The sequence below is a fragment of the Neobacillus thermocopriae genome, from assembly GCF_010975035.1.
In the GTDB taxonomy this organism is placed as follows: Bacteria; Bacillota; Bacilli; order Bacillales; family Cytobacillaceae; genus Neobacillus; species Neobacillus thermocopriae.
Window position 1 is genome coordinate 119,481 of record NZ_JAAIUV010000006.1, and the last position, 18,098, is coordinate 137,578.

Sequence of the window (18,098 nt, forward strand, 5' to 3'; positions counted from 1 at the left end):
TCTCAAAAGCTATTTATTCCATGTTTTTAATTAATTCATCTGCAAATTCAGAAGTTTTTACTTCTGTTGCACCATCCATTAAACGGGCAAAGTCGTAAGTTACCACTTTAGAAGAAATGGTTTTCTCCATAGCCTTAATGATCAAGTTAGCTGCTTCATTCCAGCCTAAATGCTCAAGCATTAAAACACCGGAAAGGATGACAGAAGAAGGGTTTACCTTATCTAAACCAGCATACTTTGGTGCTGTACCATGTGTGGCTTCAAAAATGGCATGTCCTGTTTCATAGTTTATGTTAGCACCAGGTGCGATACCAATTCCACCTACTTGTGCTGCAAGTGCGTCAGAGATATAATCACCGTTTAGGTTCATCGTTGCAACTACATCAAACTCACGCGGACGAGTCAGAATTTGCTGTAAGAAGATATCAGCTATTGCATCTTTAATAATGATTTTACCAGCTGCTTCTGCTTCAGCTTGTGCTTTGTTTGCCGCTTCTGTACCTTGTTCCTCCTTGATGCGGTCATATTGAGCCCAAGTGAATACTTTATCTCCGAACTCTCTTTCAGCAAGCTCATATCCCCAGTTCTTGAACGCACCTTCAGTAAATTTCATGATATTCCCTTTGTGAACAAGAGTAACAGATTTACGTCCTTCCTTAATTGCATAATTAATAGCCGCACGAACTAAACGATGTGTGCCTTCTTCAGAAACAGGCTTAATTCCGATACCGGAAGTTTCAGGGAATCTAATTTTCTTAACTCCCATTTCATTTTGCAGGAAGTTAATAACTTTCTTAACTGCTTCCGAGCCTTTTTCATATTCGATACCTGCATAAATGTCTTCAGTATTTTCACGGAAAATAACCATATCTGTGTCTTGCGGACGCTTAACTGGGGAAGGTACTCCTTCAAACCATCTTACTGGACGCAAGCATACAAAAAGATCTAATTCTTGGCGTAACGCAACGTTTAATGAACGGATTCCTCCACCAACTGGAGTTGTTAGTGGACCTTTAATAGCAATTAAATATTCTCTGATTACATCTAGAGTTTCTTGAGGAAGCCATTCACCAGTTTGATTGAACGCTTTCTCACCAGCTAAAACTTCTTTCCAAACTAGCTTACGCTCTCCCTTGTACGCCTTTTCAACCGCAGCATCCAATACGCGGTTAGCAGCTGCCCAAATATCAGGACCTGTACCGTCTCCTTCAATGAACGGAATAATAGGATTGTTTGGAACGTTTAATACACCATTTGTAACCGTGATTTTTTCGCCTTGCATGTTGTTCTCCCTCCTAGACTATGTAAACAAATAAAATAAAAATATGATATTGTACTTTGATAAAGGTTAGAGGGGATTACCCCTAACCTTTTACACACAATTCTATTGAACCAATTTTTCGAAAAAAAGTAAAATATTAAACTCTTTGCTCTATTGGGATATATTTTTGCTTTACTGGACCCGTGTATTCTGCTCTTGGACGGATTAAACGATTGTTATCATATTGTTCTAATATATGAGCTAGCCATCCAGATACACGACTTACCGCAAAGATTGGCGTCATTAAGTCATGGTCAATGCCAAGGCTGTGGTATACAGAAGCAGAATAGAAATCAACATTTGGTGGCAGTTTCTTTTCACCTGTCACAATGCTTTCAATTTTAACGGACATATCATACCAATGTGGCTCACCTGTTAATTCAGTTAGTTTTTTGGACATTTCCTTTAAATGCTTAGCACGAGGATCTCCTTGACGGTAAACTCGGTGACCAAAGCCCATAATTTTTTCTTTCTTTTGAAGCTTGCCGTAAATATATGGCTCAACATTTTCAAGAGTGCCAATTTCGGTAAGCATCTTCATTACCGCTTCATTTGCACCTCCGTGTAGAGGACCTTTTAATGCACCGATTGCAGCAGTAATTCCAGAATATACATCCGATAAAGTAGCCACACAAACACGTGCTGTGAACGTAGAAGCATTCAATTCATGGTCGGCATGTAAGACCAAAGCTTTATCAATTGCTTCTACTGCAATTTGATCAGGTTCTTTCCCTGAAAGCATATAAAGGAAATTAGCCGCAAAGCTTAAATCTTGTCTTGGTTCAACTGGTTCAAGACCCTTTCTTACACGTGCGAATGCAGCAACAATGGAAGGCATTTTCGCTTGGAGACGGATAGCCTTTCGATAATTGGCTTCCGGATCCATGGCATCTGCTTCTTTATCATACAACCCTAATAAAGATACTGCAGAACGAAGCGCAGCCATTGGATGAACTTCTTTGATCGGGTACATTTTAAAATGTTCAATTACTTCCTTTGGAAGTGAGGCATTTTCTGCCAGCTGCTTTTTTAATTCCGCTAGTTGTTCCGCATTAGGAAGTTTGCGATGCCATAAGAGATAAATCACTTCTTCAAAGCTCGCATTTTCAGCTAAATCATCAATGTTATATCCAACGTAAGTCAGGGTATCATCAATGATTGAGCTGATTGAAGATGTAGTTGCTACAATCCCTTCAAGACCGCGTGTTACTGTCATAATAAAATCTCTCCTTTGCTTTCTAAATTTCCCCACTACCCTTTTTCTTAATAAACTTAAAAAATAGAAAACGAGTTTTCTATCTAAGATTGGATGAAAGGGTTAAAATATTCAGATAAAAATAATAATATTTTAATGTTTGTACACTGACTGAGCGATTGCTCGCCAATCGGCACAAACAACATGTATGCCCTTTCATTCAATGGAATGAATGAATTTACAATGAATCCATTATGCCAATAGGATTGAATTAAATAACTATACACTTAAGCCTATTATAAACAATAATCAGACTTTTGTGAATGAAAAGAGAATGAAAATAATAAAAAAATATTATTTTAAAAAAAATCTTACTAGAAAAGCGGAAGCGCCCTGGTCAGCGGCGTATAGCCTGGAGGCTCTCCAACTGAGATAAAGGAAACACGAAGAACCGATGGTGATTCGATGTTGACTTATCGTAGGGCGGAGACCGAAGGATACTAGCCGCTAGGGCGCTGGAGCTAGACAGTTCTCGAAGTCAAAAAATTTTATCTCTTCTAATCGGAAAAGCGGAAGCGCCCTGGTCAGCGGCGTATAGCCTCCTCCCAAAAGCTATCGCTTTCAGTCGTGCGATGTGGATGCTGCCGATGCCTTCCTTGTGGTGGTCTCCAACTGAGATAAAGGAAACACGAAAAACCGAAGGTGATTCGATGTTGACTTATCGTAGGGCGGAGACCGAAGGATACTAGCCGCTAGGGCGCTGGAGCTAGACAGTTCTCGAAGTCAAAAAATTTTATCTCTTCTAATCGGAAAAGCGGAAGCGCCCTGGTCAGCGGCGTATAGCCTCCTCCCAAAAGCTATCGCTTTCAGTCGTGCGATAGGCATGCTGCCGGGGCCCCTTTCTTGTGAAGATTTTCCAACCAATATAATGGAAAAAATAGGAGATTCGATGTTAACTTATTGTAGGGAAGAGAGCGAAGGTGTCTCGTCGTTAGAAGGCTGGAGGCTAGACAAGTCTCAAAGTTGAAGATATATTTTCTTTTTAAGTAAATTGGCAATGATCTAGGCAGCAGTGTATGTCCTCCCCCAAAAAGTTATCACTTTCAATAGAGGCGATGCTGCCGGGACCTTCCTGTAAAGCTCTCCAATGGAGATATAAAAAACACTTGGATAAGTGAGACTTTCTTAGGTAGAAAGCGAAGGAATTTAGACGTTATGGCACTTCAACATTCTTATCTTATAAAAAATCCAATCATTTTCATACTGGCGTAAGCAATACCGGCCCCTATTAATGGTCCTACCGCCACTCCTTTAAAAATTGAAACCGATAAGATTGTACCCAGTACTAATGCTGTTGTAATTTGCGGATCCTTCGCCAGAAGTGTCACTCCTCCCTTTGCCAAAAGTGCCACTGCCATACCAGAAACTAATGCAACCCATGCATAGGGAGATTTAAAAGCTGCTGTCAAGTCTTTAAAACCAATTTCTCCACTCGCAATCGGTGCAAGGACCGCAATAGTTATGACGGTTACTCCCCAATTGATCCCTTTCGTTTGAATGTATGAAAATAATTTGGAATCTATATGAAATACTTTTAAGACTAATAACACTGCAATAGCAATCATTAACGAATTGTTCTTAGCAAAAAAACCAATCACAAGTAGTAACAATAGAAATAAAACAGATTCATTAAACATTTTTCCCCAACTTTCTATATAAAACTATACTTCCATAGCAAACATCTAAACCATTCATAATAAAATATTCAAGTTTATAAGCCTGAAACTTTTCACTATTTAGTGCGTATGAAAATACGTAACAATTACAGATGAATATTAGGTGTATTGTCTAATAAAATGATAAACTATATCTAATTACTTTCGATGATAGGAGGTTGACCATTGAATTCAAAGTATTTACACAGGATTATTCGTTTTGTATTGGTCGTCGGTGCAATAATCCTGGGCCTTTACGCTTTTTATTTAATTTCAAAGGTGACATACCCATTTTTAATCGGATTTGCCATTGCATTCTTCATTAACCCGCTTGTAAATCTATTGGAGAATAAGGCAAAAATGCCGCGTATACTTGCAGTTTTTGTTGCACTCATCCTTATATTTGCCATCTTTGCCGGTTTAATTACTCTGTTAGTAGTTGAAATTGTCTCCGGTGCAAATTACTTGGCAAAAGTTATACCCCAGCACTTGAACACATTTATCACTTATTTGGAAGATTACTTCACAAATTTGTACAATCAATTAACTAGGATGTTTAATAAGCTTGATGCAGGACAACAGGATACGATTATTGCCAATATCCAAGATATAGGGCAAACGATTGGATCAACGGTCGGCAACTTTATTCAAAATTTCTTTGGTAACATTCCACTTATCTTATCTTGGTTTCCTAATGCTGCAACTGTCCTTATTTTCTCATTATTGGCCACGTTTTTCATCAGTAAAGATTGGTACCGGCTATCAAACTTAGGGAACAAGATATTGCCGGCAAAAGCAAGAACTAGTGGAAAGACCGTCTTTGCGGATTTAAAAAGGGCATTATTTGGGTTTATTAAAGCACAGGTGACTCTCATCTCCATTACAACGGTTATCATTTTAATTGGCTTACTAATTTTAAGAGTTGATTATGCGATCACCATTGCCCTTCTGACAGGTGTTGTAGATATCATCCCTTATCTAGGGACTGGAACAGTATTTGTTCCTTGGATCATTTATGAAGTAATTAGCGGTGATATAGGCCTGGCGATCGGTCTTGGTGTTCTTTATGTAATTGTTTTGGTTCAAAGGCAGATTATGGAACCAAAAATTCTTTCATCCAACATTGGGCTTGACCCATTAGCTACCCTCATTGCTCTGTTTGTTGGATTTAAATTGATTGGATTTTTAGGACTAATCATTGGGCCGGTAACCCTTGTCATTATCACCACCCTATATCGTGCCAATGTCTTTCATGACCTTTGGAATTTTATTAAAGGAAAAGAAATTTAAATGAAAAAACGTCAACCTTCAATGAGGTTGACGTTTTTTCATTATAGCACACTTGCGTGACCGTTATATATGATCCCTCGCGTTGCATCGACTGTGACTTCTTGTCCATCTTTCATAAGCTCTAGTGCATTTTCTACTCCTACAATTACCGGAATCCCAAGGTTCAGACCAACAACAGCCGCATGACTTGTTAATCCACCTTCTTGTGTAATGAGTGCTGCACATTTTTCAATGGCAGGCATCATTTCCTTGTCAGAACCAATAGTAACAAGAATAGAACCAGGTTTAACTTTTTCCAAAGCTTCCTTGGCATCGCGAGCTATTACTACTTTACCGAATGCAGACTTTCGACCAATTCCTTGAGCTTTTGTAATGATATCTCCAACGATATGAATTTTCATTAAATTGGTTGTACCAGCTTCACCAACAGGTACCCCTGCTGTGATTACAACTAAATCACCATGCTTGACAATGCCACTATTTACACTTTCCTCAACCGCAATTTCCAACATTTCATCAGTTGTTGAAGCATATCTACCAAGCTTAGGATATACACCCCAAACTAAAGATAGTCGGCGACACACTACTTCGTTTGCTGTTACACCAACAATCGCTGCCTTTGGACGGTATTTAGAAATCATTCTTGCCGTATGACCGCTTTCTGTTGGTGCGATAATGGATTTTACATCTAGGTTTAATGCAGTGTGAGCAACAGACAGTCCGATCGCTTCTGTCACATTGTGCTCCATGTTCTTACTGCGGTTAGATAAAATTTCTTTATGGTTTAATGCCTGTTCCGCTCTTAATGCAATGTTATGCATAGTTTGTACGGCTTCCACTGGATACTGTCCGGCAGCCGTTTCACCAGATAGCATAATGGCATCGGTACCATCAAAAATGGCATTCGCTACATCACTGGCTTCAGCACGGGTAGGTCTTGGATTTCGCTGCATAGAATCAAGCATTTGAGTAGCCGTAATAACAGGTTTTCCATATGCATTACATTTCTTAATTAGCATTTTTTGTACAAGCGGTACTTCTTCAGCTGGAATTTCAACCCCAAGGTCACCACGAGCAACCATTAAACCGTCAGAAACCTCTAAGATTTCATCAATATTATCCACGCCCTCCTGATTTTCAATTTTAGGAATGATGTGGATATGGGTAGCATTGTTTTCTTCCAAAAGTTGGCGAATTTCCAATACATCTTTAGCTCGACGAACAAAAGATGCCGCAATAAAATCAATCCCTTGTTCAATTCCAAACAGAATATCGTTTTTATCCTTTTCGGTAATCCCTGGTAAATTGACAGATACCCCAGGTACATTCACACCTTTTTTGTTTTTTAGTGTGCCGGTATTTAATATTTTGGTATGAATTTCATTAGCAGGTTTGTCAATCTTTGTCACTTCAAGACCAATTAACCCGTCATCCAACAAAATTTTCGAACCAACTTGTACATCATCAATCAATCCAGAATATGTAACTGAGAATTTTTCTACGGTTCCTTCCACTTCGTTCATCGAAATAATAATATTTTCTCCAGCCTTAAGCTCAATGGCTCCATTTTGCATATTATGAGTCCGAATCTCTGGACCTTTTGTATCAAGTAATATAGCAACTGTTTTTCCAGCAATCTGTGCAGCTTCACGAATGTTTTTAATACGGTTTCCATGTTCCGCAAAATCCCCATGGGAAAAATTTAAACGCGCTACATTCATCCCAGCCTGAATTAATTGGGTTAGCTTCTCTACGCTTTCACTAGCAGGGCCAATCGTACAAACAATTTTTGTTTTACGTAACATTTTTTTCCTCCTTTATAAAAATCCAATAAGCGCCTAAAAAAGGCGCTGTACCGAAAAGTTATCTAAACATTATTCCATTAAATAGATAATTCTTGAGAGAGTTTATATAGTTGAAGGTCTAATTTATGTTCTTTAGAAAGAGCTTCGATAATGTCATAGTCAACAAGACGATTATTTTCAATACCTACAGCACGACCGCCTTTTCCTTCAATCAATAGCTCTACTGCTCTTGCCCCTAACCTGCTTGCAAGCACACGGTCAGCAGCTGTTGGAGAGCCACCACGTTGAATATGACCCAAAACGGACACTCTTGTATCTAAATTCGTTGCTTCTTTTAGCTGTTTCGCAAATTCAGTACCACTGCAAACTCCCTCAGCAACAATTATAATACTATGCTTTTTCCCACGTTCCTGCCCTTTACGCAGACGTTCAGCAATTTCATTCATATCATAATTTTCTTCAGGAATTAAAATCGTTTCCGCTCCTCCAGCAAGACCAGCCCAAAGTGCAATATCTCCTGCATCACGACCCATTACTTCAATAATGAAAGTTCTTTCATGGGAAGTGGCAGTATCACGAATTTTATCTATTGCCTCAATTACAGTATTCAATGCAGTATCAAAACCAATTGTTACATCGGTTCCAGGAATGTCATTATCAATTGTTCCCGGAATTCCTACACAAGGAAACCCTTGTTCGGTTAAAGCTTTTGCTCCTCTATATGAACCATCTCCACCAATGACAACTAGTCCTTCAATGCCATGAGCTTTTAAATTTTCGATTCCTTTTTGACGTACTTCGGGATTTTTAAACTCCGGACAACGGGCAGAATGCAACATTGTTCCACCGCGATGGATTATATCCCCTACTGAACCGAGTTCAAGCTTTTTAATATTTCCGTTAATTAGTCCAGTATAGCCACCATAAATTCCGTAAACTTCGATATTGTGAAAAATTGCTTTTCGAACAACCGCACGAATCGCCGGGTTCATTCCCGGAGAGTCTCCGCCGCTTGTTAATACACCAATTCTTTTCATGACGCTCACCTCATATTGAAATAAAACTTTTAAAATCTATGTAGATTTGAAGAACTAGAGCGAAAGTATTGATAACCGTCTTAAAGTCCTTCTTTTATTATGAACATTAATCATTCGAATATTTATAAAATAACATGAAGAATCCTTCATAACAACTGTATCATATCAACCTTTTAAATAGACGGAATAGTTCATTAACTGGAAGCGTTTCATTCGATGGGGAGAACGTTTTCTTTGAAACTTAAGTGAATTTTTTATGAACATTTTGTGAATCATGTTGGAAGGAATAAACAGGATATAGTAAAACGTGCCCATATGGACACGTTTTACGATCCGTAAATCAAACGCCAATAAACTCTTGAATAAACCCATACTCTCCGATTGTCCGGAAACGATTATATCGGTCGGTGATTAATTGTTCTTCTGATAAAGAAAGCAATTCTTTTAACGAATTCGTGAGAATGGCTTCAATTTCTTTTGACTGTTGTTTAACGTCCTTATGGGCTCCACCCTTGATTTCCGGAATAATATCATCTATTACCCCTAGTTCTTTTAAATCTGGAGCTGTTATTCTCATCGTTTCGGCCGCATTTTTGGCCTTCGATGCATCTTTCCACAAAATAGCTGCGGCTCCCTCTGGAGAAATAACAGAATAAGTAGAGTTCTCTAGCATATAAATACGGTTTCCGACTCCCAATGCAAGTGCGCCACCGCTACCGCCTTCACCGATAACAATACAGATAATTGGAACTTTTAAACCTGCCATTTCAAAAAGGTTACGTGCAATTGCTTCACTTTGTCCACGCTCTTCAGCCGCTTTACCTGGATAAGCACCTTTTGTATCTATAAAGCAAATAATTGGACGGTTAAACTTATCCGCCTGTTTCATCAATCTTAATGCTTTTCGATACCCTTCTGGGTGAGGCATTCCAAAGTTTCTACGAATGTTTTCCTTTGTATCTTTCCCTCTTTGATGACCGATCACTGTCACTGGTAAACCTTTAAATTTAGCAATTCCACCGACAATCGCTTCATCATCGGCAAAAGTACGATCCCCGTGACATTCAAAAAAATCATCAAACAGGTTTGAAATATAATCTAAAGTTGTCGGTCTCATCGGATGGCGAGCTATTTGCACTCGGTCCCATGGTTTAATATTTTCGTAAATTTCTTTTTCAAGCTTTTCAAGCCGAATCTCCAATTTCTTAATTTCCGAGCTTAAATCAACATCCGCGTTTTGGGTAAACTCTTTTAATTCCATAATTTTTTTCCGAAGTTCAACGATTGGACGTTCAAATTCTAATTCTATTGCCATGCGAGTTCACCCCTTGGTTGATGAATATCGAGGATCAGTGTAATCTTCTCAGCCAACTCTAAACGAGAAATAATGGCATCCAATTGGCCATGCTTTAATAGAAATTCGGCTGTTTGAAAGTCTTCAGGTAGTTTCTCACGTATGGATTGCTCTATCACCCTTCGGCCGGCAAATCCAATTAACGCACCTGGCTCGGCTAAGTTATAATCCCCTAAAGAAGCAAAGCTTGCCGAAACACCGCCTGTTGTTGGGTGGGTCATAATCGAAATGATTAGCCCTCCATTACCACTAAATTTTTTCAATGCAACACTGGTTTTAGCCATCTGCATTAAACTTAAAGCCCCTTCCTGCATACGGGCACCGCCAGATGCAGTGAAAATGATAAAAGGAACAGAAAGCTCGTCAGCTTTTTCAATTGCACGAGTTATTTTTTCACCGACAACAGACCCCATGCTTCCCATTCGGAAAGAAGAATCCATAATGGCCACAACAATTTTAAATCCGCCCACCGTTCCGATTCCGGTTACTACTGCTTCATTTAATTTGCTTTTTAATCGATCTTTTTCGAGCTTTTCTAGATAATCCGGAAAATTTAACGGATTTTTGGAAACCATATTTTCATTGATTTCCTGAAAACTCCCTTCATCTAAAAAGCTTTCGATCCGTTCTTTAGCCGTCATTGGAAAATGATGCCCACAATGTAAACAAACTTTCATGTTTTTTATTAATTCTTTTGTATACATGATTTTCTTACATGTGGGACACTTAGTCATAATTCCTTCAGGAACATCATTTTTCGCCGCTTCGGTAGGAATGGTTGCATATTTTTTCTTTTTTGGTTGATTTTTTGTAAACAGATCTTTTAATGCCAAAAACCTAACCTCCTTGTTTGAACCTTTGGCAAATGGAAAGTTTCCCTCACATTCTACACAGCATTCTTTCTAAGAGTTATTCATCTCATACATCATTCATGCAATAAGTGGTCAGACCACTATAGAATGAAAAATGCCCGTCATCACCTGGGCTTGTACAAATTCCAATATAAATGAAGAAGCATTCAAATTCTGTTGATTTTTGTCGTTAAAGAACAGACAAATTTCGTAGTTTTTTATAAGCAGATAATAATGCCGCTTCATCTTTATTTGCCAATGCGTCCAGTAAATACTTATAATCTTGGATGTTAACATCATACCGATTTGGAATTGGATCTAAAGAATTATAAAACTCCTTTAATATAACCCAAATCCTTAAAAAAAGATGGTTATTAGCGGCTTGGATAATTCGATAAAAAAATTCATCATCATGGAATTCTTCCGTTTTCATTAAGTATTGCTTTAATTTTAATAATTTTTCCTGATTCATTCGTTGAATTGCCAATTTGAGACAATCCATTTCAATATAGACTTTCGTTTCAAAAACATCATTTTTTGCCTTTTCATCTTGTAAAATAAATGTACTAAGCAGTTGGACGAGTTGATTACCGCGAAAGTCGCGCAAAAACGTCCCTTCGCCTCTTCGCGTTTCAATTAACCCAAGTAATTCTAAAGATCTAAGCGCTTCTCTAACGGAAGAGCGCCCGGCATTCAGGCGCTCCGACAGTTCTCTTTCAGAGGGGATTTTGTCTCCCGATTTCAATCCATCTGCAGCGATCATGTCTCTTAGCTGCTTCACGATTTCCAAGTACACTTTTGTCTTCGACACGAATGAATTCACTCACTTTTACCAATTAGAGCGAGTCTCTTCGTTTTTTCCTTTACTTCCTCTGGATCTACCTTAATCCGAGCAACACCTGTTTCCATAGCTGCTTTCGCTACTGCAGCTGCTACATTAGGGGCAACCCTTGGATCAAATGGTGCAGGAATAACATAATCTGGACTTAATTCATCTTCACTAATTAAAGCAGCAATCGCTTCGACTGCGGCAATTTTCATTTTTTCATTGATATGGGTTGCGCGAACATCAAGCGCTCCGCGGAATATCCCAGGAAATGCAAGAACGTTATTTACCTGGTTTGGAAAATCAGAACGGCCTGTACCAACTACTTTAGCTCCGGCCTCTTTTGCCTCTTCCGGCATTATCTCTGGAACAGGATTTGCCATCGCAAAGATAATTGGATCCGGGTTCATTGACTTTATCATTTCTTTTGTAAGAGCACCGGCAACAGAAACACCGATAAAAACATCCGCACCTTTGATGACATCTGCAAGGCTTCCAGAAAGACATTTTCTATTTGTATATTTTGCTACCTCTGCCTTTACATCATTCATTCCAACAGGGCGACCTTCATAAATAGCCCCCTTTGTATCGCACATAATGATGTCGCGAACGCCATAGCTATATAAAAGCTTAATAATAGCAATCCCAGCAGCTCCTGCTCCATTTGCCACAACTTTTATTTCCGTCATTTTTTTGCCAGTCAGCTTTAATGCATTAACTAAACCGGCAACTGTTACAATGGCTGTTCCATGCTGGTCATCATGAAAAATAGGTATATTCGTTTCTTTTTTCAATCTTTCTTCAATAACAAAACAATTTGGAGCGGCAATATCTTCAAGATTTACCCCACCGAATGTTGGTTCAAGTAACTTAACCGTTTCAATGATTTTATCTACATCCGTTGTATTTAAACAAATAGGAAATGCATCGACGCCTGCAAAACTTTTAAATAATACGGCTTTTCCTTCCATTACAGGGAGGGCTGCTTCCGGTCCAATATTTCCTAATCCGAGAACCGCGGTTCCATCAGAGACAACCGCAACCATATTCCCTTTCATGGTGTAATCATAAACGGTTTCCGGTTTTTCATAAATTTCCTTACAAGGCTCTGCCACACCCGGTGAATAAGCTAAGCTTAAATCATGCGCGTTTCTTACTAATACCTTTGATTTCGACTCTAACTTCCCTTTATGAACTCGATGCATATGTAATGCTTCTTCGCGTAAAGTCAAGGAATCTCACCTCTCAAATGAATAAAGAACACTTATTTTTCACATCTATTTACTAGTGGTCAGACCACAAGTTGTCTATTTATCACTATAACATAACTTTGAAAGTTGTAAAGAATTAATCTTTCAAAACGACATTGGCAGGCCCTAATAAACTTCTTAAAGAATCTAACAACTTTATTGTCGGATTGACATTATATTCTTGTCCCAATCTGACCGTTTTCTTCGTGGATTCATAATGAATAACAACCGCTGCACGACCTTGATTTTCCTTAAGCAATTGGTAGATTTGAATGAGTGATTTTTCATCCTGTTTTTCTTTTATAATTTTTAAATATAACACTTGTTGCTGAGCTGGCGTGGACTTGATCCATTCGTCTAAATTGGAAGCACGCTGAATAATGAATTGTTTCTTTCCCTCACGTTCTTCCACCTTTCCCTCAAGCAGGGCAAACATTCCTTGACCAATTAATTGAGAAGATCGTTTATATACATCCGGGAACACTACAGCTTCCATTTCTCCGCTAGAATCAGAAATCGTTAAAAAGGCCATTACCTCCCCTTTCTTAGTTCTTATTGTTTTTAGTGTAGAAATATAAACTCCAACTATTGCCCTAATTCCACCTTTAGTTAGATGAAATAAAGATTGAATACCTCTTTTCTTTAGATCCTTTTCAAAAATGGATATAGGATGGTTGGACAGAAAAATACCAAGCGCTTCCTTTTCAAATGAGAGCTTCATATCCATACTAATAGGATCTACCTGAACATATTTCGGTTTTGGAATTAGTTCTTCCTCAAATAAATCAATTTGATCTGATTCTTCTGTTTTAAATATTTGCGCATGTTCTATAGCCACATCTAAACTTGCTAATAGTACGGCTCGATCCTTGCCGAACTCATCAAAGCTTCCGGAATGAATCAAATATTCTAATGTTTTTCGATTAACAGCTTTTGATGAAACTCTTATACAGAAATCAAACAAATCTGTAAATCTTTTCTTTTTTCTTACCTGAAAAATTTCTTTTAACGCAGCAGCCCCAACACCTCTGATTGCCGCTAGGCTGTAGCGTATCCCCCCCTTCTCCACTTGAAAGGAAAACTGGCTGTTGTTAATAGATGGAGGTAAAATAGTGATTTCCTTTTGCCTCGCTTCCATAATATATTGAGCGATTTTCGTTTCATTTCCTATCACTGATGTAAGTAAGCCTGCCATAAAATGTTCAGGGTAATTAGCTTTCAAATAGGCAAGTTGATACGATATCATACTGTAGGCAACCGCGTGGCTTCGGTTAAAACCATAATTGGCAAAGCGGACAATTAAGTCATAGATATCATTGGCAAGTGTCTGACTATAGCCCTGTTTTAATGCCCCTTGTACAAAATGATTCCGTTCTTTATCAAGAATCTCTTTTTGTTTTTTTCCTACTGCCCGTCTTAATAAATCTGCTTCACCTAGTGAGAAGCCTGCCATGACAGAAGCGATTTGCATAATTTGCTCTTGATAGACAATAACCCCGTATGTATTATCTAGGATTGGTTTTAAGTCAGGATGAGGATACTCTACCTTTTGACGGCCGTGTTTTCTATCAATAAAAAGCGGGATATTCTCCATCGGCCCCGGCCGATATAATGCATTAACAGCAACAATATCTTCAAATCTTGATGGTTTTAAACGGGTTAATACTTTTCTCATACCTTCTGATTCCAACTGAAAAACACCCGTTGTCTCTCCCCTAGCCAATAGAGCATAGGTTTTTGCATCATCTAATGGAATCGAACGAATGTCTAGCTTCCTTCCCGTATTACGATAGATAGAAGCTAAAATGGTTTCAATTAATGACAAGTTTCTAAGGCCAAGAAAGTCCATTTTCAGTAGCCCAATTTCTTCTAAATGCTCCATGGAATATTGCGTTAAATAAATTCCAGCGGAGCCTTGCTGAATCGGTACTAATTCCACTAGTGGCATTTCGCTAAGCACCACGCCCGCTGCATGTGTGGAAGTATGTCGCGGAAGTCCTTCTAGCTTTATGGCCGTTTCAAATAGCCGGCGATTTAACGAAGACTCATGAACAAATTTGCGCAGACTTTCTGATTCCTTATACGCTTCTTGCAAATTCATTCCAGGACGGGATGGTATCATTCTTGATAAATAGTCCAATTCCTTCGTGTTGAGACCGAAAACCCTGCCAACATCCCTTAGTGCTGCTTTTGCCGCAAGTGTTCCGAAAGTTGCTATCTGTGCCACATGAAGTTGTCCATACTTTTGGGCGACATAGGCAATCACTTCATCACGTCGATGATCAGGAAAATCGATATCAATATCAGGCATCGAGATTCGCTCAGGGTTTAAAAACCGTTCAAAGAGAAGGTTATGTTTAATGGGATCAACATCCGTAATATACAGGACATAAGAAACTAGGGAGCCTGCAGCAGACCCTCTTCCGGGACCTGTCAAAATTCCATTATCACGAGCATATCTCATAAAATCCCAAACAATTAAAAAGTAATCACTAAACTTCATCCTTTTGATGATGTCCAGTTCATAGAGCAAACGATCTACATACTCCTTGCTGGGACTCCCTAAACGCTCTTTTAACCCTTTTTTGCATAGCTCTTGGAGATATTCATCGGCCGATATATTATTTCCCGTTGGAAAAGAAGGTAAGAAAGTCTTATTTAATTCAATAGTTAAATTACACCGCTTTGCAATAAAAAGGGTATTTTCCAGTGCTTCAGGAACATCTGAAAAACTTTCGACCATTTCTGCCGCAGTCTTTAAATAAAATTGATCACTACCTAATTTTTCTCGATGATCATCCTGCAGTTTATCACCATTCTTGATTGCGAGTAGACATTCATGGGCAAAGGTATCTTCTCTTTCTAAATAATAGACAGTATTTGTCGCTACCATTGGTATACCCATTTCTTTTGAGAGCACGATGAGTTCATCTCTAATTTGTTTTTCTTGCTGGAGGTGATGGTTTTGAAGAGCTAAATAAAAATTTCCTTTTCCGAAAATCTGAAGAAATTTCAGAATTAACTCTTTGGCAGAATCCCTCTGGCCATTTAAGAGGAACTGTTCTATTTCTCCCTCAACCCCTGGTGTCAAGGCAATCAGTCCTTCTGAATAATGTTTTAGCCATTTCATAGGAATTCCGTTTTCCGCCTTTGTTTGGACAGAACTAGATATTTTTAACAGATTTTTAAATCCCTTATTATTTTCAGCTAATAAAACAAGTGGATGCGAATTCTTTTCCGATTTCTCGCTAGCCACATCCACAGTCAGCCCAATGATCGGTTTCATATTTTGCTTTTTGCATAACTTATAGAACTCTATTGTACCGTACATAACGTTACGATCCGTTAAAGCTAAAGTGTTAAAGCCTTTTGAACGGGCGGTTTCAATTAATTCAGGGATAGAGACGGTACTCGTCAACAAGCTATAAGCACTATATACATGCAGGTGAATAAAAGACATATCGTCACACCCTTAATTTACATTTCTCAATTTCTATTATAGAACCTGTAGGAAAAAAAGGAAAATATGTTCTCATATTCATTAAACATATTTAAATTAGGTTGTCTATATAAATAAATAGAAAGGATTTCAGTTTGTAAAGGCGGTTATTGGAAATGAAAGAACTCGGCTTTTTTCCAACGTTTATAGAAAGCTATTTCATTGCTTTGGGTGTGGTACTTGGTGGGTCACTAATCGGAGGAATTTCTTCCTTCTTAACCGGACAGCCTCCGCTAACTTCTGTATACCGCCTGTCATCGGCATTAAGAATTTGGGCCATCGTCGCAGCCATTGGCGGTACCTTTGATACGGTATATACGTTTGAACGCGGCTTCCTAAATGCAGATACAAAAGATCTGTTTAAACAATTTTTATTAATTCTTGCAGCTCTTGGCGGTGCTCAGACGGGTGCACTCATTATTAACTGGCTGACCCAGGAGCATATTACCTCATGAGACTTCCACCATATTACCGGAACCCCGCCTGGCAGCGTTTTATTGCAGGGATGGCAGTTGGAGGTGCAATCAGCTGGTGCATTTTTTTATATATTTTTGGAGTTTGGCAGGAAGATTACTCAAAATTAATTCTGAAACAACAAAAAGATATAGAAGAGTATAAGGAAGAAATTAAAATTTGGCAAAAAGATTATGAAGAATTAAATAATAAAAACCAGGAAAAGATGACCGTGCAAAAAATTAATATTCGAATAACGAATTGGGAAAAATATAAGTTGGATCAATTTAGTGTTTTTCAAACAGAGGAATCAGTGAAAGATGACATAAAAATGGTGCTTGCTAAAGATTTAGAAACTGTCTCGAAAACGAAAGATCTAATAACTAAAATCATTGAAAACAAACCAATAAAAATTAATAATAAGCGATATAAACTAGAGGTTAAAGAATTAGTCATTTATACTACACTCACAATAAACATAGAAATCCATTTTGATGAGTAAAAGACGGCCATGATTAGGCCGTCTCTTTTTACTTACACACAGCATGTAGTTCTCTTAAAACATCCTTCACATCGTCCCATGAATAAATAGACGCACCTGATGCCAGCGGATGGCCTCCGCCATTAAACTTCCTTGCAACGGTATTAATCACAGGACCCTTTGAACGGAGTCGAACTCTAATTTGATCGTCTTCCTCTATGAAAAATACCCAAGCTTTGATACCCTTAACATCGCTCAAAATACCGACCAAAAGTGAGGCCTCTGCTGGTCTTGCGTTATATTCCTCCAGCAGCTCTTTCGTCAACGTAACACATCCGACTCCATTCTCCTGAAGTTCAAAGTTCTGAAGAATATACCCTTTTAACTTTATAATATTTGGTGGTAGCTCATACATTTTGTTAAATAGTTCCGGGCGAGAAAAATTATAATGAATTAATTCACCCGCATAAGAAAATGTTTTTTCTGTCGTACTTGGAAAAAGGAATCTCCCCGTATCCCCAACAATACCAGCGAATAACAGTCGTGCTGCTTCATCATTCATTTTCAAACCATGTTCTTTCCCAAATAAATAGAATTCGTAAATCATTTCACTACAGGAACTAGCATCGGTATCCACCCACAATAAATCCCCATAGGGATCCTCGTTTGGATGATGGTCGATTTTAATTAGCATATCTCCCAAAGAATAACGCTTATCACAAATTCTTTCAGCATTTGCGGTATCACATACGATTACCAAAGCCCCTTTATATACTTCATCTTCAATCGTATCAAGCCGCCGCATGTAATGTAAGGTAGGTTCCTCTTGCCCTACTGCATAGATATTTTTTTCAGGAAATGATTCCTTTAAGATAGCCGCTAATCCTCCTTGTGAACCATAGGCATCTGGATCCGGCCGAACATGACGATGAATAATAATGGTTTCATATTGTTTTATTTTTTCTAGTATTTTCTCTTTCATAGGCTCTCCTTTTTAACACTTAATGAAATTACCGAGTGG

14 protein-coding genes are annotated in these 18,098 nt (G+C 38.4%); 3 read left to right on the top strand and 11 right to left on the bottom strand.

Annotated elements, in window-relative coordinates:
* Nucleotides 1-13: 13 nt before the first annotated feature.
* From icd to G4Z05_RS05975, 3 genes are all read right to left on the bottom strand, one after another.
* Nucleotides 14-1,282 (bottom strand): NADP-dependent isocitrate dehydrogenase, encoded by a 1,269-nt coding sequence (icd, locus tag G4Z05_RS05965; RefSeq protein WP_163250926.1) that lies wholly within the window; start codon nucleotides 1,280-1,282, stop codon nucleotides 14-16.
* A 136-nt stretch (nucleotides 1,283-1,418) separates the two neighbouring features.
* Complete coding sequence (gene citZ, locus G4Z05_RS05970) at nucleotides 1,419-2,537, bottom strand: citrate synthase (protein WP_163250928.1); 1,119 nt, start codon at nucleotides 2,535-2,537, stop codon at nucleotides 1,419-1,421.
* Nucleotides 2,538-3,748: 1,211 nt separating this feature from the next.
* On the bottom strand, nucleotides 3,749-4,213 hold the full coding sequence (locus G4Z05_RS05975) for a DUF441 domain-containing protein (protein ID WP_163250930.1): 465 nt from the start codon (nucleotides 4,211-4,213) through the stop codon (nucleotides 3,749-3,751).
* 204 nt (nucleotides 4,214-4,417) lie between these two features.
* On the opposite strand from G4Z05_RS05975, the gene ytvI reads away from it, so the two are divergent.
* On the top strand, nucleotides 4,418-5,521 hold the full coding sequence (gene ytvI, locus G4Z05_RS05980) for a sporulation integral membrane protein YtvI (RefSeq protein WP_163250932.1): 1,104 nt from the start codon (nucleotides 4,418-4,420) through the stop codon (nucleotides 5,519-5,521).
* A 41-nt stretch (nucleotides 5,522-5,562) separates the two neighbouring features.
* Here ytvI and pyk read toward each other — a convergent pair whose 3' ends face one another.
* From pyk to dnaE, 7 genes are all read right to left on the bottom strand, one after another.
* Complete coding sequence (gene pyk / locus G4Z05_RS05985) at nucleotides 5,563-7,326, bottom strand: pyruvate kinase (protein ID WP_163250934.1); 1,764 nt, start codon at nucleotides 7,324-7,326, stop codon at nucleotides 5,563-5,565.
* A gap of 77 nt (nucleotides 7,327-7,403) precedes the next feature.
* Nucleotides 7,404-8,363 (bottom strand): 6-phosphofructokinase, encoded by a 960-nt coding sequence (gene pfkA, locus G4Z05_RS05990; RefSeq protein WP_163250936.1) that lies wholly within the window; start codon nucleotides 8,361-8,363, stop codon nucleotides 7,404-7,406.
* A gap of 340 nt (nucleotides 8,364-8,703) precedes the next feature.
* Nucleotides 8,704-9,678 (bottom strand): acetyl-CoA carboxylase carboxyl transferase subunit alpha, encoded by a 975-nt coding sequence (accA, locus tag G4Z05_RS05995; RefSeq protein ID WP_163250938.1) that lies wholly within the window; start codon nucleotides 9,676-9,678, stop codon nucleotides 8,704-8,706.
* On the bottom strand, nucleotides 9,669-10,550 hold the full coding sequence (accD, locus tag G4Z05_RS06000) for an acetyl-CoA carboxylase, carboxyltransferase subunit beta (protein ID WP_163250940.1): 882 nt from the start codon (nucleotides 10,548-10,550) through the stop codon (nucleotides 9,669-9,671). The genes accA and accD overlap by 10 nt, the downstream gene beginning before the upstream one ends.
* 208 nt (nucleotides 10,551-10,758) lie before the next feature.
* Entirely contained in the window at nucleotides 10,759-11,331 is a 573-nt protein-coding gene (locus tag G4Z05_RS06005; RefSeq protein WP_205597461.1) for a FadR/GntR family transcriptional regulator, read from the bottom strand.
* A gap of 56 nt (nucleotides 11,332-11,387) precedes the next feature.
* Nucleotides 11,388-12,626: an NADP-dependent malic enzyme gene (gene ystJ, locus G4Z05_RS06010; RefSeq protein WP_163250943.1), complete on the bottom strand. Its 1,239-nt coding sequence runs from the start codon at nucleotides 12,624-12,626 to the stop codon at nucleotides 11,388-11,390.
* A 115-nt stretch (nucleotides 12,627-12,741) separates the two neighbouring features.
* Nucleotides 12,742-16,104, bottom strand: a complete 3,363-nt coding sequence (dnaE, locus tag G4Z05_RS06015; RefSeq protein WP_163250945.1) for a DNA polymerase III subunit alpha — start codon at nucleotides 16,102-16,104, stop codon at nucleotides 12,742-12,744.
* Nucleotides 16,105-16,259: 155 nt separating this feature from the next.
* Between dnaE and ytrH the strand changes: the two genes are divergently transcribed.
* Together ytrH and ytrI are read left to right on the top strand one after the other, a co-directional pair.
* A complete protein-coding gene (ytrH, locus tag G4Z05_RS06020) occupies nucleotides 16,260-16,598 on the top strand; it encodes a sporulation membrane protein YtrH (RefSeq protein ID WP_163250947.1) in 339 nt (112 codons plus the stop codon).
* On the top strand, nucleotides 16,595-17,098 hold the full coding sequence (ytrI, locus tag G4Z05_RS06025; RefSeq protein WP_163250949.1) for a sporulation membrane protein YtrI: 504 nt from the start codon (nucleotides 16,595-16,597) through the stop codon (nucleotides 17,096-17,098). The genes ytrH and ytrI overlap by 4 nt, the downstream gene beginning before the upstream one ends.
* Before the next feature lie 28 nt (nucleotides 17,099-17,126).
* Here ytrI and G4Z05_RS06030 read toward each other — a convergent pair whose 3' ends face one another.
* Entirely contained in the window at nucleotides 17,127-18,059 is a 933-nt protein-coding gene (locus tag G4Z05_RS06030) for a DHH family phosphoesterase (RefSeq protein WP_163250950.1), read from the bottom strand.
* Nucleotides 18,060-18,098 lie beyond the last annotated feature (39 nt).